The 15811-nt window shown below is 46.9% G+C and carries 19 protein-coding genes; 5 read left to right on the top strand and 14 right to left on the bottom strand.

The window, feature by feature from the left end; genetic code table 11:
- The 9 genes from ACWYU8_RS21355 to fkpA all read right to left on the bottom strand — a co-directional run.
- Positions 1-110: GTP-binding protein (locus ACWYU8_RS21355; RefSeq protein ID WP_457521746.1), on the bottom strand; the 110-nt coding region annotated here is incomplete at its 3' end.
- Positions 111-263: 153 nt separating this feature from the next.
- On the bottom strand, positions 264-2363 hold the full coding sequence (gene fusA / locus ACWYU8_RS21350) for an elongation factor G (RefSeq protein WP_457521743.1): 2100 nt from the start codon (positions 2361-2363) through the stop codon (positions 264-266).
- Positions 2364-2545: 182 nt separating this feature from the next.
- Positions 2546-3016, bottom strand: a complete 471-nt coding sequence (gene rpsG, locus ACWYU8_RS21345; RefSeq protein WP_021707400.1) for a 30S ribosomal protein S7 — start codon at positions 3014-3016, stop codon at positions 2546-2548.
- Positions 3017-3128: 112 nt separating this feature from the next.
- Positions 3129-3503 carry a 30S ribosomal protein S12 gene (gene rpsL / locus ACWYU8_RS21340; protein ID WP_004399892.1) on the bottom strand — a complete coding sequence of 125 codons (375 nt, stop codon included), beginning with the start codon at positions 3501-3503 and terminating at the stop codon, positions 3129-3131.
- Between the two features lie 178 nt (positions 3504-3681).
- Complete coding sequence (tusB, locus tag ACWYU8_RS21335; protein ID WP_457521741.1) at positions 3682-3957, bottom strand: sulfurtransferase complex subunit TusB; 276 nt, start codon at positions 3955-3957, stop codon at positions 3682-3684.
- Between the two features lie 7 nt (positions 3958-3964).
- Positions 3965-4321, bottom strand: a complete 357-nt coding sequence (tusC, locus tag ACWYU8_RS21330) for a sulfurtransferase complex subunit TusC (RefSeq protein ID WP_457521740.1) — start codon at positions 4319-4321, stop codon at positions 3965-3967.
- A complete protein-coding gene (gene tusD / locus ACWYU8_RS21325; RefSeq protein ID WP_457521739.1) occupies positions 4318-4713 on the bottom strand; it encodes a sulfurtransferase complex subunit TusD in 396 nt (131 codons plus the stop codon). The genes tusC and tusD overlap by 4 nt, the downstream gene beginning before the upstream one ends.
- Positions 4714-4715: 2 nt before the next feature.
- Positions 4716-5432 carry a helix-turn-helix transcriptional regulator gene (locus tag ACWYU8_RS21320; protein WP_444496500.1) on the bottom strand — a complete coding sequence of 239 codons (717 nt, stop codon included), beginning with the start codon at positions 5430-5432 and terminating at the stop codon, positions 4716-4718.
- Between the two features lie 146 nt (positions 5433-5578).
- Positions 5579-6361 (bottom strand): FKBP-type peptidyl-prolyl cis-trans isomerase, encoded by a 783-nt coding sequence (fkpA, locus tag ACWYU8_RS21315; RefSeq protein WP_457521738.1) that lies wholly within the window; start codon positions 6359-6361, stop codon positions 5579-5581.
- 128 nt (positions 6362-6489) lie between these two features.
- On the opposite strand from fkpA, the gene ACWYU8_RS21310 reads away from it, so the two are divergent.
- Positions 6490-7476: a WD40 repeat domain-containing protein gene (locus tag ACWYU8_RS21310; protein ID WP_457521745.1), complete on the top strand. Its 987-nt coding sequence runs from the start codon at positions 6490-6492 to the stop codon at positions 7474-7476.
- On the top strand, positions 7473-7700 hold the full coding sequence (locus ACWYU8_RS21305; RefSeq protein WP_014233178.1) for a SlyX family protein: 228 nt from the start codon (positions 7473-7475) through the stop codon (positions 7698-7700). Before ACWYU8_RS21310 ends, ACWYU8_RS21305 begins: the two co-directional genes overlap by 4 nt.
- 61 nt (positions 7701-7761) lie before the next feature.
- On the opposite strand, the gene ACWYU8_RS21300 is transcribed toward ACWYU8_RS21305, so the two are convergent.
- The 5 genes from ACWYU8_RS21300 to kefG all read right to left on the bottom strand — a co-directional run bounded on the left by ACWYU8_RS21300 (position 7762) and on the right by kefG (position 12089).
- Complete coding sequence (locus ACWYU8_RS21300; RefSeq protein ID WP_457521737.1) at positions 7762-8703, bottom strand: isoaspartyl peptidase/L-asparaginase family protein; 942 nt, start codon at positions 8701-8703, stop codon at positions 7762-7764.
- A 129-nt stretch (positions 8704-8832) separates the two neighbouring features.
- On the bottom strand, positions 8833-9390 hold the full coding sequence (slyD, locus tag ACWYU8_RS21295; RefSeq protein ID WP_457521736.1) for a peptidylprolyl isomerase: 558 nt from the start codon (positions 9388-9390) through the stop codon (positions 8833-8835).
- Positions 9391-9478: 88 nt separating this feature from the next.
- On the bottom strand, positions 9479-9679 hold the full coding sequence (locus ACWYU8_RS21290; RefSeq protein WP_444496505.1) for a YheV family putative zinc ribbon protein: 201 nt from the start codon (positions 9677-9679) through the stop codon (positions 9479-9481).
- A gap of 33 nt (positions 9680-9712) precedes the next feature.
- Positions 9713-11509, bottom strand: coding sequence for a glutathione-regulated potassium-efflux system protein KefB (kefB, locus tag ACWYU8_RS21285; protein ID WP_457521735.1), 1797 nt, complete (start codon positions 11507-11509; stop codon positions 9713-9715).
- The gene (gene kefG / locus ACWYU8_RS21280; RefSeq protein WP_457521734.1) at positions 11493-12089 is read right to left on the bottom strand and encodes a glutathione-regulated potassium-efflux system ancillary protein KefG; all 597 of its coding nucleotides are present in this window, start codon (positions 12087-12089) and stop codon (positions 11493-11495) included. The genes kefB and kefG overlap by 17 nt, the downstream gene beginning before the upstream one ends.
- A 211-nt stretch (positions 12090-12300) precedes the next feature.
- Here kefG and ACWYU8_RS21275 point away from each other — a divergent pair, with 211 nt between their 5' ends.
- The 3 genes from ACWYU8_RS21275 to ACWYU8_RS21265 all read left to right on the top strand — a co-directional run bounded on the left by ACWYU8_RS21275 (position 12301) and on the right by ACWYU8_RS21265 (position 15799).
- A complete protein-coding gene (locus ACWYU8_RS21275) occupies positions 12301-14220 on the top strand; it encodes an ABC transporter ATP-binding protein (RefSeq protein ID WP_457521744.1) in 1920 nt (639 codons plus the stop codon).
- Entirely contained in the window at positions 14217-14705 is a 489-nt protein-coding gene (locus ACWYU8_RS21270) for a TIGR02444 family protein (RefSeq protein ID WP_457521733.1), read from the top strand. The genes ACWYU8_RS21275 and ACWYU8_RS21270 overlap by 4 nt, the downstream gene beginning before the upstream one ends.
- Before the next feature lie 86 nt (positions 14706-14791).
- A complete protein-coding gene (locus ACWYU8_RS21265; RefSeq protein WP_457521732.1) occupies positions 14792-15799 on the top strand; it encodes a hydrolase in 1008 nt (335 codons plus the stop codon).
- The last annotated feature ends 12 nt before the right edge of the window (positions 15800-15811 follow it).

Raw genomic sequence — 15811 nt, 5'->3', positions numbered from 1 at the left:
GCAAGAGTAGTACAGATAGCTGCAGTTAGAGTTGTTTTACCGTGGTCAACGTGGCCGATAGTACCAACGTTTACGTGTGGTTTTACACGTTCAAATTTTGCTTTAGACACAATCGTGTTCCTTCCTAGTTATGATTCGCCGTGATCATTATTGATCGACGACGCGCCAGAAATTGTTATTTTATGCTCCAACGTCCGTTAGCGCAATATTTGGACGGCTTGATCCGGCAAAAAGTCATAAACTTTTTGCCGTTTAACCGTCAATTAGTAACCACGCTCTGCAATGATTGCTTCTGCAAAGGTTTTAGGCACTTCAGCATACTCGTGGAATTCCATTGAGTAAGACGCACGGCCTTGAGTTGCAGAACGTAGGTCAGTTGCGTAACCAAACATCTCAGATAGTGGAACTTGAGCACGGATGATCTTAAGACCAGCCACACCTTCGTCCATACCTTCGATCATACCGCGACGACGGTTTAGGTCACCAACAACGTCACCCATCCAATCTTCCGGAGTAGTTACTTCGACATTCATCATTGGTTCTAGAATCACAGGTTGCGCTTCTAGAGCACCTTTCTTGAATGCCATTGAGCCAGCGATCTTAAACGCCATCTCACTTGAGTCTACATCGTGGTAAGAACCATCAAATAGTGTAGCTTTAATATCTAGTACAGGGTAACCCGCTAGAACACCACTATTCATTTGCTCTTCGATACCTTTCGCTACCGAGTTGATGTATTCCTTAGGAACTGCACCACCCACGATTTCGTCTACGAACACGAAACCTGCACCAGGTTCTGAAGGCTCAAGTTTGATCCACACATGACCGTATTGACCACGACCACCTGACTGGCGAACAAACTTACCTTCCACTTCCGCTTTACCACGAATGGTTTCACGATAAGCAACCTGAGGTTTACCAACGTTACAGTCAACGCTGAATTCACGCTTCATACGATCGACGATGATATCCAGGTGAAGTTCACCCATACCCGAGATCAGAGTCTGACCTGTTTCGTCGTCCGTTTCCACGCGGAATGATGGATCTTCCGCAGCCAGTTTACCTAGCGCGATACCCATTTTCTCTTGGTCTGCTTTAGAACGAGGTTCTACAGCAATCTGAATAACTGGCTCAGGGAATTCCATGCGCTCCAGAATCACCTTGTGGTTCTGATCACACAGAGTGTCACCTGTCGTTACGTCTTTCAGACCGATAGCAGCAGCGATATCACCAGCGCGAATTTCTTTGATCTCTTCACGCTTGTTTGCATGCATCTGAACGATACGACCAAAACGCTCTTTCTTCTCTTTTACCGAGTTGTAAACGCCATCACCTGAGTTTACAACACCTGAGTAAACACGCATGAAAGTAAGCGTACCCACAAATGGGTCGGTCGCGATCTTAAACGCTAGCGCAGAAAATGGTTCGCTGTCATCTGCATGACGTTCAACTTCATTTTCGTTTTCATCGACACCTTTAATTGAAGGCACGTCGGCTGGCGATGGTAAGAAGTCGATCACTGCATCTAGTACCGCTTGAACACCTTTGTTCTTAAACGCACTACCACAAGTGGCCAGTACGATTTCGTTATTTATTGTACGGGTACGTAGCGCTTGCTTGATCTCAGCTTCAGTAAGCTCACCTTCTTCAAGGTACTTATCCATCAGCTCTTCGCTAGCTTCAGCAGCAGATTCAACCATATGGCTGCGCCACTCTTCAGCAAGTTCGATCATGTCTGCTGGAATGTCTTCGTATGTGAACGACATGCCTTGGTCGGCTTCATTCCAGTTGATCATTTTCATCTTGATAAGGTCGATAACACCTTTGAAGTTCTCTTCTGCACCAACGTTTAGTTGGATAGGAACAGGATTCGCACCAAGACGATTCTTAATTTGGTCCACAACGCGTAGGAAGTCTGCGCCTGCACGGTCCATCTTGTTCACAAATACCATACGAGGAACGTGGTACTTGTTTGCTTGACGCCAAACCGTTTCAGACTGAGGCTCAACACCAGATGAACCACAGAACACAACCACTGCACCATCAAGTACGCGAAGAGAACGCTCTACTTCGATGGTAAAGTCAACGTGTCCAGGGGTATCAATGATGTTTACGCGATGCTCTGGGAATTGTGCTTCCATACCACGCCAGAAAGTAGTAGTCGCCGCAGAAGTGATAGTGATACCACGTTCCTGCTCCTGCTCCATCCAGTCCATGGTTGCTGCACCATCGTGAACTTCACCGATTTTATGAGACAGACCAGTGTAGAACAGAATACGTTCAGTAGTCGTTGTTTTACCTGCATCTACGTGAGCACAGATACCGATGTTACGGTAGCGCTCAATAGGAGTTTTGCGAGCCACGATTGAATCCTCTTATTAGAGATAGGGACTATTGCTATAGCTAAAAAACTGTCAGCTAAACAAACTATCTTCGAGAAAAACTGTCTTCGAAAAAAGCTGTCCTCTAGATATAGCAATAGTTCCTAGCATAGGCATAGGAACTAAAGAAGTGCTGCAAGGAACCTTGCAGCACTGAAAAGGTATTACCAACGGTAATGTGCAAACGCTTTGTTCGCTTCTGCCATACGGTGAACGTCTTCACGTTTCTTAACAGCAGTACCTTTGTTCTCAGACGCGTCTAGCATTTCAGCAGCTAGGCGTTGAGCCATAGATTTTTCACCACGCTTGCGCGCAGCTTCAACCAACCAACGCATAGCAAGTGCGTTACGGCGAACCGGACGTACTTCTACAGGTACTTGGTAAGTTGAACCACCAACACGGCGAGATTTAACCTCTACCGCAGGGCGTACGTTTTCAAGAGCTTCTTCAAAAATAGCTAAGTGGTCTTTACCAGACTTTTCAGCCATAGCATCTAGTGCAGTGTAAACAATTTTTTCTGCAGTAGATTTTTTACCGTCAACCATTAGGATGTTAACGAATTTTGCCAGCAATTCAGATTTGAATTTAGGATCTGGAAGGATCTTACGCTGACCAATGACGCGACGACGTGGCATGGAATATTCTCCGTTGTCTTCTTCAGGTTTTATCCAAAACTTTTCAGTTTTATCAAAAAATACAATTAATTTAGTGTTTGGCCTTACTTAACGCTTTCTTTACAGAGAAATATTAAGACTTAGGACGCTTCACACCGTACTTAGAACGACCTTGTTTACGGTCATTTACGCCAGCACAGTCAAGTGCGCCGCGAACAGTGTGGTAACGCACACCTGGAAGGTCTTTTACACGACCGCCACGGATTAGAACAACTGAGTGCTCTTGAAGGTTGTGACCTTCACCGCCGATGTACGAAGTAACTTCGAAACCGTTTGTCAGACGTACACGACAAACTTTACGAAGTGCTGAGTTAGGTTTTTTAGGTGTAGTAGTGTAAACACGAGTACATACACCACGTTTTTGTGGGCACGCTTCTAGTGCAGGCACGTTGCTTTTAACAACTTGCTTTGCACGAGGTTTACGTACCAACTGGTTAATAGTTGCCATTAACTAGCTCCTGATTTACTTGAAAGTAAGCTTTGTGAAAAATCTATCCCAAACCACCGTTGGTAGTTAGGGACGCAAAATTCTATGCAGCAGTGAGAGGTGTGTCAAGAATTAAACGGATCTTTTTTGTTCAATTAGAGCAATTCGTCCGTAAAGCGTTATCGACAGGAAATAACCATTAATCCCAAGTCAGGGATTTCTCTTGTTTTACCGTGAGTTTAACAAAGCCTGAGTCGTTCACTACCGTTACCGACGGGCTGATTCGATTCGCTATCCCACGCGCCTGAATATCGCTCTCTAGCGCAAACACTGAGATATTTTTGACATAGCGGAAAGCTTGATGCTGTGGGTTAGCCGCATACACCGCATCTTCGATGAGCAAAATGTCGTCTTGCTCACTGTACACGACCACTGCCTCTTCTAAGGCAGAGACGGTTTTGATGATATGTAACATGACTTCCTCAGAATGACAGCAGTTTACCTGCTTGTTGCAGTTTCTCTTTTACTTGCTCAACGCATAGTGCCTTCGCATCGATGACCAGGTCGGCTTGAGCTAACCCTCGCTGAGCCAGTGATTCTGAGCACACAAACACTTGTTCGATATCATACAGATCGAACAACTTAAGCATTGGTGCGTAATCTTTGCTTAAAATCGCACTCGGGTCCTGACCCAGTAAAAGCTGGTAAACGCCATCTCCGATGAAAATCACACTGATATCTTCGCAGTAAGCCGAAGCGGCAAGCAGGGCATCAACCCCTTCTCTGCCAGAAGAGCGACCATGCGGCGCACTGCGAAATAGATAAGTTAACTGACTCAAAACTGCACCACTCTGTCTTGGGTTAACATCGCCTCGGCTAAGCTGCCTAAACCGGCCTGAACAAAACCTTCAGCCAGATTATTTTGCACTAAACCGTGCAAGTTGGCCTCTTCCTCACTAATGACACCGCGTCGCAAAGCCGCTGCCACGCAGGTTTCCAGCCGCACATCATGCTCTTGGGCTAAGGTTTGCCATGCTTTACCCAGATCAAATTCATCATTCGCAGGTACGCTAAGTGAGCTGCCGTTTGTCACGCCGTCTTGGTAGAAAAACACACTCACCAGCGTATGACCTTGCTCAATCAGGGCCTTAGCAAATTGATAGGCGCTGCGAGCAGATTGGCTACCGTAAACCGGGCCATTCACAACTAACGTGTAAGTTAATCCACTCACGCTTATTCATCCTCAGTTTTACGCTGACGGATGTACAAATAAACGGTGTGTTTGGAGATATTCAGACGATCAGCCACTCGATTGATGGCGTCTTTAATATCAAAAATACCTTTGTCGTACAGCTCCATGACGATCTGACGGTTCTTGGTATTGTTCGATACTGATTTATCCGCATTAATCTCCTCAATCGTACGCTCAACCGTCTGATCCACTAGCTCTTCAACATCGCTTGCGAAGTTCACCGATGAAGCGGCTTCTTTTGCCTCTTGTGTTGGCATGAATGATTGCAGGACTTGTGAGAATGGCGCATCGAGGTTGACGTTAATACATAGCAGACCGATAACACGGTTCTCGCCGTTGCGAATCGCCACCGTAATCGACTTCATTAATACGCCGCCTTTCGCGCGTGTGAAGTAGGAACGGGAAAAGTTACGCTCAGAACCTTCGATGTCCTTGAGCATTCTGAGTGCTAAGTCAGTAATAGGCGAACCAACCTGACGGCCAGTATTCTCACCATTGGCAATTTTAATCGCAGAGGTATTTAGATCTTCCAAAGAGTGAAGAACGATCTCACAGAACGGGCCAATCAGGCTGGCAATACCATCAACGACCGCTTCGTATGATCTCAAGATGATTTTATCGTGCTCGGTGAATGGCATCACGTGAACGGATTCCATTTCGAGCAGCATCTCCGCATTTATTGTATCTGTAGTTGTCATAAGCCTTCGAGCGAAAAATCAACAAATTGGTGTAAGTTTATCAGAAAATTTGAAAGGCAACCTAGCAAACTCTCCAACTAGTGACCTAGAACAAAAAAGGCCCGTTAAACGGGCCTTTTTCAACAACTTAGCGTAAGTTTTTCAGATTACTCAGCTTTGTCATTCTCAACTTTTAGTAGCTCAACTTCGAATACTAGCGTTGAGTTAGCTGGAATACTTGGCGTGTCCTGGTCACCGTAAGCTAGCTCTGGCGGGATAACGAACTTGAATTTAGAACCCACAGGCATTAGCTGTACGCCTTCCGTCCAACCTGGGATTACACGGTTTAGAGGGAATGTTGCTGGCTCGCCACGATCGTATGAGCTGTCGAACTGAGTACCATCAGTCAGTGTACCTTTGTAGTGCACCTGTACTGTGTCAGTATCTTTCGGCTTCTCGCCTTCAGCTGGAGTAATCACTTGGTAAAGAAGACCAGATTCCGTTTTCACTACGCCTTCTTGCTTCTCAAACTCAGCACGGAAATCATCGCCAGCTTTCTTCGCTGCCGCCGCTTTCTCAGCTGCTTGTACCTGCATCTTATCTGCAACGCGCTTATCCAGAGATTCCAGCGCGGCACGTGTTTCTTCTTCGTTTAGCTCTGCGCCACCTTTAAATACATCTTCGATGCCTTTAAGAACAAGATCTTTGTTTAGATCGATACCGATTTCGCTTGGTTTCTCAATGCTAGCGCTTAGGTAGTTAGCAAATGAAACACCGATTGCGTATGCCGCTTTATCATCGTCGGTTTTAAAGTGAACTGCTTTGCCGGTTTCTGCTTGCACTTGCTCAGCTTGAGGTGCTGATTCTGCTTTTGTTTCTTCTTCTTTCTGACAACCTACCGCTAGCATTACTGTTGCTGCAAGTAGCGACACTTTTAAAACTGATTTCATTAAATTCTCCCAATAATGGCTTCGCCATTGGTTGTTGTGCACAAATCTTCCATGAGACTAGTGAAGACAATCGTTATACCAATATACTAGCTATATGTCTCAAGACACAAACCGGATTATTAGATGTGATGCAAAGAATTTCTCATTTATTCCTATATTTAATTGTCATCACCACGTTAAATGGTTGCTTTTTTACCGAGCAGAATGTGCAACGCTGGCCCCTGGAACCACAAGGCTCGACCAGCTTTGCTCTTAGCCGGGATGGACGGTTCGCCCTGGTTTATTCTCAGCAGAACCACTTGATGCTGTGGGATCTTGAGAAAAATGTGCAATTAGCCCAGCTTGGCGAACTGGATGCCGACGCCAATGTGGTATCCCATATTCGCATCTCAGACAACGGCCGTTATGCGGTGACCGCAGGTCAGATGAACTTTGCTGTATGGGATCTCGGCTGGACGCAAGCCAAAGGCCTGTGGTCGGTTTCAGACGCTTTGATTCGCGCCGTTGATATCACAAGCAACGGCGAACAGGTGCTACTTGGACTCTCAAACGGTAAAGCAATTTACGTCAACTTAGTCACCGGGCGACGTCTTGAGTTCCTTGCTCATCAGGAAAAAGTCAATTCCGTCGCGATATCGCCCAATGGCCGATTCGCACTGACAGGTGGCAATGACTACAAAGCCTACCTCTGGGATACCGAATCCGGCCAGATACTGCGTTCTTTTGAACATGAACAAAGAGTGGTTCGTGTTGCTTTGCAGCGTGACGGGAAACTGGCCATGAGCTCCGATGGCGGTGAGCAGGCGGTAATCTGGGATCTAGAGACTGGAAAAGAAGTGTCGAATCTGAGTAGCTGGTCTCGTCAGCTTATTTTCTCCAGCGCACGATTCTCTGATGATGGCTCGCAACTGGTCACCGGAAGCCCTTCTGGACAGGTTTCCATCTGGGATACTCAAACTGGCAAGCGAATTGATGGATTTGAAGTTGAGCCGAAAAAAGATACTCGCCCTCCTCGCGCGGTCGTGTATGATGCAGCCTTTGATTCCAAACAACGTGTAATTACTGCCACTTCAGCAGGTATAGCTCAAGCCTGGCAGCTAGAGAACGGATCATGACAGAAAAACTTATTCAGCAACTCGAAGCACGGATTAATGACCTTGAGTGTCAGGCTGCGTTCCAAGAACAGACGATTGACGATCTGAACCAAGCTTTATCTCAGCAACAATTGCTGATTACCAAAATGCAGGATCAGATGAAATACGTGGTGGGCAAAGTAAAAAATATGGATTCATCCAATATGGAAGATCCGGCAAATGAGCCACCACCGCCACATTACTGATATTCAGTATTAAACAAAGCCCAGCTCTCGCTGGGCTTTGTTCTTTATAGCCTTTAAATACCTAATCATCGACGTAGATTTTGACACTCAATTCGCCTTGAGTGTTGATGCCAGCCCTGTACATGCCGGAACTGTTCATCGCAAAATGCAGTTCTCCCTCGGCATCAATAGCAATCAAACCACCTTCACCGCCCATGGTTTTGAGATCCCCCTGAATCACCGCTTCACAAGCCGTATGTATGTCTTCTTTGAGGTAACGAATTCTCGCTGCGACATCTTCCGCAACACGCTTACGAATGAAGAACTCACCCACACCTGTCGTTGAAACTGCCACCACGCCATTTTCGGCCACCGTGCCACAGCCAATCAGTGCCGAATCACCGACCCTACCGTATTTTTTATTGGTTACACCGCCAGTGCTGGTTGCCGCAGCCAGGTTCCCATGCTGATCCAGTGCCACCGCACCGACTGTTCCGTGTTTACGATCATCTGGATAGCGGGATTCAGAAAGCGCAAACTCGCCCTTTTCACGCATCGACAAAAGCTGCTCATAACGGCGATCGGTAAAGAAGTAATCTTGTTCGGTATATTGGTGTCCATTTTCAAAGGCGAATGTTTCGGCCCCGTCGCCAACCAACAGGACATGATTGCTCTTTTGCATCACATCACGCGCCAGCTCAATTGGGTTTTTGATATGTCGAATGCCAGCCACCGCACCTGCTGCCAGAGTTTTACCATCCATAACAGAGGCATCCATCTCAACCATTTCATTATGCGTTAACACTGACCCTTTACCGGCATTGAAGTGGGGTGAATCTTCCAGCACTTTGACCGCAGCAACGACAGCATCGAGAGCTTCTCCGCCGTTCGATAATATTTGATAACCAGCTTTTACTGCAGATTCCAAATCCGCCAAAATCGCTTGTTGCAATGTATCGCTCATTTGTTCACGCAGGATGGTGCCCGCACCACCATGAATGGCGATAGAAAATGGTTTGTTCATAACGTTACCAACAACTTAATTAACTATTCAGCACTAAACATCAGATAAACAAAAAGCGCAAGTTGGTCATCAACTTGCGCTTTTATAATTCAGAACCTAGATAGTGTTATCTAGTTTTGGGGCTGCGAATTAGTGAGAACCGCAGCTACCACCGCCACAACAGCCGCCTTCATGATCGTGATCGTGACCATGGTCGTGATCATGACCACCACAGCAGCCACCACCTTGGTGGATGTGACCGTGTTCGATCTCTTCAGCCGTAGCTTCGCGAGTTGCTACTACTTCCACTTCAAACGTTAGTGTTTGACCAGCTAGCATGTGGTTACCATCAACCACTACTTCGTCACCATCTACTTCAGTTACTTCTACAGGGATTGGACCTTGATCAGTGTCTGCCAGGAAACGCATACCAACTTCGATTTGGTCAACACCCTGGAATACTTCTGCAGGAACGCGCTGTACTAGAGCGTCGTTGTGCTCACCGTAAGCATCTTCAGGAGCTACAGTTGCAGAGAACTTGTCGCCAGCCACTTTACCTTCAAGTTCTTTTTCAAGACCAGAGATTAGGTTGTCGTGACCGTGGATGTAATCTAGCGGCGCTTCAGCTGTTGACTGATCAACCACTACACCGTCTTCCAACATGACTTTGTATGCAATGCTTGCAACAACGTTCTTTTCAATTTTCATACTAACTCCAGAGAGATTAACTGACTTAACCAAAATGGGGTTAAGTACCAAGATGGTAGTATTATGGGGATCTATTATCGAAGTTCAATTATTCCGGCTTAAAAATACCGATCATTTCCTGTTCTGAGTGTTTATTTTTCTCTACAGATTGCGGTTTACGCTGCTCAGTGTAATCACACTCAACGCACTCAACCAATTCTATGTTGTTCTCGATCCACCAGCGTAGGGTATCTTGCTGGCTGCACTGTGGACAACTTGCACCAGCAATAAAACGTTTCTTAACTTTCACGCTATTTCCTTATCTTGAGCCTGAGCTCAAGTACTACTTCCAATGATTGGGCGACTGATGATCGCTTTCCATTTCACGACCAAAAATTTCTTCCAGCTCTTTACGAGCTTCTTTCGCTCTTTGAGCGAGTTTCTTATCTTCACTGTGCTGAGGCAGCAAGTCTTTAAGCATAGCATTATCCAGCCTGCGAAAATGTGCTTCTGCCCGCTTTGCTTGATATGGATGCATGCCGAGTTCAACGAGCGTCTGGCGTCCAAGATCAAGGGCACCTAAGAAGGTTTCACGTGAATAGTTCTGCACGCCATGGCTCATTAGCTGATAAGCTTCTACCCGGCTTCGGGCACGGGCGAGTAATTTGAGCTTAGGGAAATGCGCACGGCAGATATCAACGATAGCCATCACCTCATCCGGAGAGTCGGTACAAATCACCAACGCTTCCGCTTTATCAGCACCAGCGGCACGTAACAGGTCAATCTGTGTTGCGTCACCATAAAACACCTTGTAGCCATACTTCCTCAACAAGTGTATCTGGCTGGCATCACTCTCTAAAACGGTGACTTTAATTTTATTGGCATACATCAATCGACCGACAATTTGCCCGAAACGGCCAAAACCAGCAATGATGACCCGAGGGCGGCGATCGACCACATGACTGGTGACGCTTTCTTCCTCTTGATTCAACGTATGCGCAAACCACTTCTTTTGCCCCATCAGTAAAAGGGGTGTGGTGACCATCGACAAACTCACTACGACCAACAGGAACGCCACTTGTTCTTTGGTTAAGATCCCTTCCTGACTGGCTGCAGTAAAAATAACGAAGGCAAATTCACCGCCCTGGCTCAAAATGGCAGCCATGCGGCTACGCGCTTTAGGTCGAACGCGGGCGCAGCGAGCCAAGGCATACAACACCAGCCCTTTAACTATGACCAATGCCAAAACAGCGGCGAGAATTTCTAAAGGTTGTAACGCCAGTAAACCAAGGTTCACAGCCATACCAACAGCGATGAAAAACAGTCCCAGCAGTAGTCCTTTAAAAGGTTCGATGGCGATTTCCAACTCATGTCGGTATTCACTTTCTGCCAACAGCACGCCCGCTAAGAAAGTTCCCAAGGCCATCGACAACCCAAGCTTTTGCATCACTACCGCGATTCCGAGAACTACCAACAAAGCAGCGACCGTGAAAAGTTCGCGTACCCCACTCATCACGACAAAACGAAACAGTGGTCGCAACAAGAAATGGCCGCCAATCAGCAACGCGATCACACTGCCTAATACAGTCAGCGCGTCGAACCAGCTGCCGACATTTTGTTCTCCAGCCAATAAGGGCAATGCCGCTAGCATTGGAATCACGGCTATATCCTGAAACAGCAGAACAGCAAATCCGGATTGGCCGGTTTCAGTACCGTTCAACCCTTGTTCTTCGATCACTCTTAAAGCGATCGCAGTCGAGGACAACGCTAACCCCATGCCGATAACCAAGCTTACTTGCATACTAAAACCAAACAAGCTGATAATGCTACCAATCACCGCAGTGGTCACGACAACCTGAGCGCCACCGAGCCCCAAAATCGGCCCGCGCATCTGCCATAGCTTCTTAGGATTCAGTTCTAAACCGATCAAGAATAGCAGCAGTACAACCCCGAGCTCGGCAAAGTGTAAAATCGCATCGACATCGCTTATCAATCCCAGTCCCCATGGACCAATCAAAACCCCGGCCAATAGGTAGCCCAGCACTGATCCCAACCCAAACCTCTGGGCAAGTGGCACCGCAACAACCGCAGCGGAAAGAAAAACCACACTGCTTTGGAGAAACTCACTGGTGACTGCCATGCTGAACTCCCTGTTCGTTTGACGCGTTCCAATCTTTTAGCGGATCGCCTAGCCATCGACGATACTGCTCCGCGTGCTCATAACGCTCAATATCAGAGACATTCCGCGACCAATAAAGCACCAACGGTTCTAACCAGTGCATTTGACACAGAGCCGCCGTCAATTCAAACGGCTGCAAAATCTGCTCTAGAGGATACTTGTTGTAACCTTTGATGCTGAACGCTTCCTCTTTGCCTCCAGTGGTGATCACACTGCGCCAATATTTGCCTTTCAATGCGCAGCCTTCACCGAAAGCAAAGCCCTTACCCAGCACCCGATCCAACCACTCTTTTAACAGAGCCGGGCAGGAATACATGTAGAGAGGATGATGAAACACGATCACATCATGCTTCATGAGGAGTTCATGCTCGTGGTTTATATCAATAAAAAAGTCCGGATAGGCACCGTAAAGATCGTGCACAGTCACGTGCTCAAGCGGTTCGATTCTTTTGATCATCACTTGATTAGCTATCGAGTTGTGTGGCTCTGGATGAGCGTATATGACCAGAACTCTTGGGAGAATTGACGATGCGACAGTCAAATGGTCGTCCTTGTGGTAAATATTATCCGTTATCAAATTGTTATACTTTTTTGTACAGCATAATGCAATTCACGGTCAGAGATCGACTTTTAACGCCAATACCCCTACTATTCACCGCTAGATATATACCCAAGTGGCTTCAAAAAATAGGTTGAGGTCACTTCGCTATGTGACCAAGCAACGCGCACTGCGCAAAGTGAATGACAACTTTATGATTACCTTCTCTGATATTCAGTTACTGCGTGGCGGTAAACCTCTTTTAGAACAAGCTTCTGCAACTATCCACCCGGGTGACAAAGTAGGCTTAGTCGGCAAAAATGGCTGTGGTAAATCTACCCTGTTTGCCTTGATGAAAGATGAACTGTCCATTGATGCTGGCTCATTTAGCCAACCACAACACTGGGAACTGGCGTGGGTGGCACAGGAAACACCTGCTCTGGAACGCAGCGCATTAGAATATGTCATTGATGGCGATCGTGAATTTCGTGATCTTGAAAAACAGCTCGCAGTAGCCGAAGAAAAAGACAACGGCACACTGGTTGCTGAAATCCACGGTAAGATTGAAACCATTGGTGGTTACAGTATCCGTGCTCGCGCTGCTGAGCTACTTGATGGCTTAGGGTTCAGTCAGGATCAGATGAGCTGGAGTCTGACTCAGTTTTCTGGTGGCTGGCGTATGCGCCTCAATCTGGCTCAAGCGCTGCTTTGTCGCTCTGATTTACTATTGCTCGATGAACCGACCAACCACCTGGATTTAGATGCGGTCATGTGGTTAGAACGCTGGTTACAGAACTACCCAGGCACGCTTGTCCTGATCTCGCACGACCGTGATTTCCTCGACCCAATCGTTGGACGCATCATTCACATCGAGAACCAGCAATTAAACGAATACACAGGTAACTATTCATCGTTCGAGAACCAGCGTGCGCAGAAAATGATTCTGCAACAAGCGATGTACCAAAAGCAGCAGAAACAGATGTCGCATATGCAAAGCTACATCGACCGCTTCCGCTATAAAGCTTCCAAAGCTCGTCAGGCACAAAGCCGAATTAAAGCACTGGAACGAATGGAGAAAGTGTTACCTGCACAGTTTGATAACCCATTCAGTTTTGAGTTCCGTCAACCAGCAGCACTGCCAAACCCAATCATGATGATGGATGACGTCTCTGCGGGTTACGGCGACAATTTAATTCTGGAAAAAATTCGCCTTAACCTCGTTCCGGGTAGCCGAATTGGTCTTCTGGGCCGCAACGGCGCGGGTAAATCAACCCTAATCAAATTGCTTTCCGGAGAACTGAAAGCGCAAGGTGGCGATCTGACCTACTCACAAGGGGTGAAGATTGGTTACTTTGCTCAGCATCAACTAGAAACTCTGCATCCTGAAGAAACTCCACTGCAGCACATGATGCAAATCGCCCCAGATCAAACCGAACAACAACTGCGTGACTACTTAGGTAGCTTCGGTTTCCAAGGCGATAAAGCACTAGAAAAAGTGGCCCCGTTCTCAGGCGGCGAAAAAGCACGTTTGGTCTTGGCATTAATTGTTTGGCAAAAACCAAACCTATTGCTACTCGATGAGCCTACCAACCATCTTGACTTGGATATGCGTCAAGCGCTGACCATGGCACTGCAGACTTTCGAAGGCGCGATGGTGATTGTCTCGCACGACCGCTACCTGCTGCGTGCCACAACCGATGACTTGTACCTTGTCCATGATCGCCAAGTTGCTCCATTCGATGGTGACTTAGTTGATTACTACAAATGGCTTACTGAGCAGCAAAAAGCAGAGCGTAAAGAAGCGCAAGCGGCACAACCTGCCAAAGATTCAGCCAACAGCGCTGCTGCAAAAAAAGAGCAGAAACGTCGCGAAGCAGAATTCCGTAAGCAAACCGCACCAATTCGCAAAACGCTGACACAATTAGAAAATAAAATGGATAAGTTAGGCGTAGCACTAGCAAAAGCTGAAGAACAATTGGCGGATAACTCACTTTATGAAGCCGAAAATAAAGCTAAACTAAATGAAGTGTTGGCACTTCAGGCATCGAGCAAGTCGGAGCTTGAAGAGGTAGAAATGGAATGGATGTCTGCTCAAGAAGAACTGGAGCAGATGGAGCTCGAGTTTAACCAATGACAGATAAACACGCGGAATACACTCTAACCTTAGAACACCTGTGGCAATTCAGTCTGCAGTTTTATGGCGTGCGAGAAGTAAAAGAAGCGTGTTTATCATTGCAAAACAATTATCACGGCAACGTGAATCTGCTACTGCTGCTCCGTTGGCTTGACGAGCAGCAGCTCATTTTCCAAGAAAAAGACTGGCATCTGGTACAGAGCTGTATTGGCCGCAGTGAAACGTTACTGCACTCTTTTCGCGAACTGCGACGTCACCTCAAGTCACAGGTAAACGATGCTTTATATCGAGAAACTTTGCAGTTTGAACTGCAACTTGAGAAGCAACAGCAATCCGATCTGGTGGACTGTATTAACTCCCTCTCCCTGATAGCCAATGAAGGCGATCCACTCACGCTCAGATATTGTCGCCAGCTTGGTGGTGAGCACTTGCAACACGCTTTTGCCATCCCGGTACCAAACATTCATCCGCCAAAACATCCATAAATCTGTAAAATACCTATACTACTTGTAAAGGATTATATTAATAAGTTCTCCAAAAGATGATGGGGAACGTGCAAGAGCAGTAAGGTATGACACAATTTTTTGCAGCCGCAGGGATGAAAAACCCGCATATTCAGACCCTTCTCCCACGCTTTATTCGTAAAAAAGCGCTGTTTACTCCTGTCTGGCAGACACTGGATACTGAGGATGGTGACTTTCTCGATCTCGCCTGGAGTGAAGACCCAAACAAAGAACCCGCTCAACGCAAACCAATTTTCATCCTGTTTCACGGCTTAGAAGGCTGCTTCTACAGTCCTTATGCCAATGGGTTAATGAATGCCTTTGCGCATTCAGGCTGGCTCTCTGTGATGATGCACTTTCGAGGCTGTAGTGGTAAGCCAAACAAAAAGGCCCGAGCATATCATTCCGGAGAAGTCACGGATGCGCGTTATTTCCTGGAGCATCTTGAGCAACGTTTTCCACATAACCCCAAAATCGCGGTTGGTATTTCCCTTGGCGGCAATATGCTGGCGAATTATCTGGCGCAATACCGCGAAGATCCTATATTGAAAGCGGCAACCATAGTGTCCGCACCACTCGATCTAGCCGCCTGTGCTAACCGGATTGAACAAGGTTTTTCCAAGGTATATCGACGTTATTTACTTTCTTCACTCAAACGCAACGCCTTACAAAAGCACAAACTTCTGCATGGCGAACTGGCGCTCTCTTACAACTCGATCAAACGCGTGACGCGCTTGCAAGAGTTTGACGATTTGATCACTGCGCCGCTGCACGGATTTAAAGATGCTCACGACTACTACACCCAATGCTCTGGCTTGAGCAAATTGCAGCAGATCAAACTGCCGACCCTGATTATTCATGCCAAGGACGATCCCTTTATGACCGACGAGGTCATTCCAAAATTCGTCCTGCCAGACAACATCGACTATCGCTTGTACGAACATGGCGGTCATGTTGGTTTTATCTCTGGCTCAGCATTAAAGCCAAAGTTCTGGCTGGAAGAAGCACTACCTTCCTACTACCAGTGCATCGCTGCCGGCCACCTTTCTGCTGTTTCAAAACGTAAGACACAGTAAACTGCAACCCCA

The sequence above is a fragment of the Vibrio limimangrovi genome, from assembly GCF_054064025.1.
The sequence above is the reverse complement of the archived record's forward strand: the minus strand, read 5'-3'. Positions and strand labels throughout refer to the sequence as shown.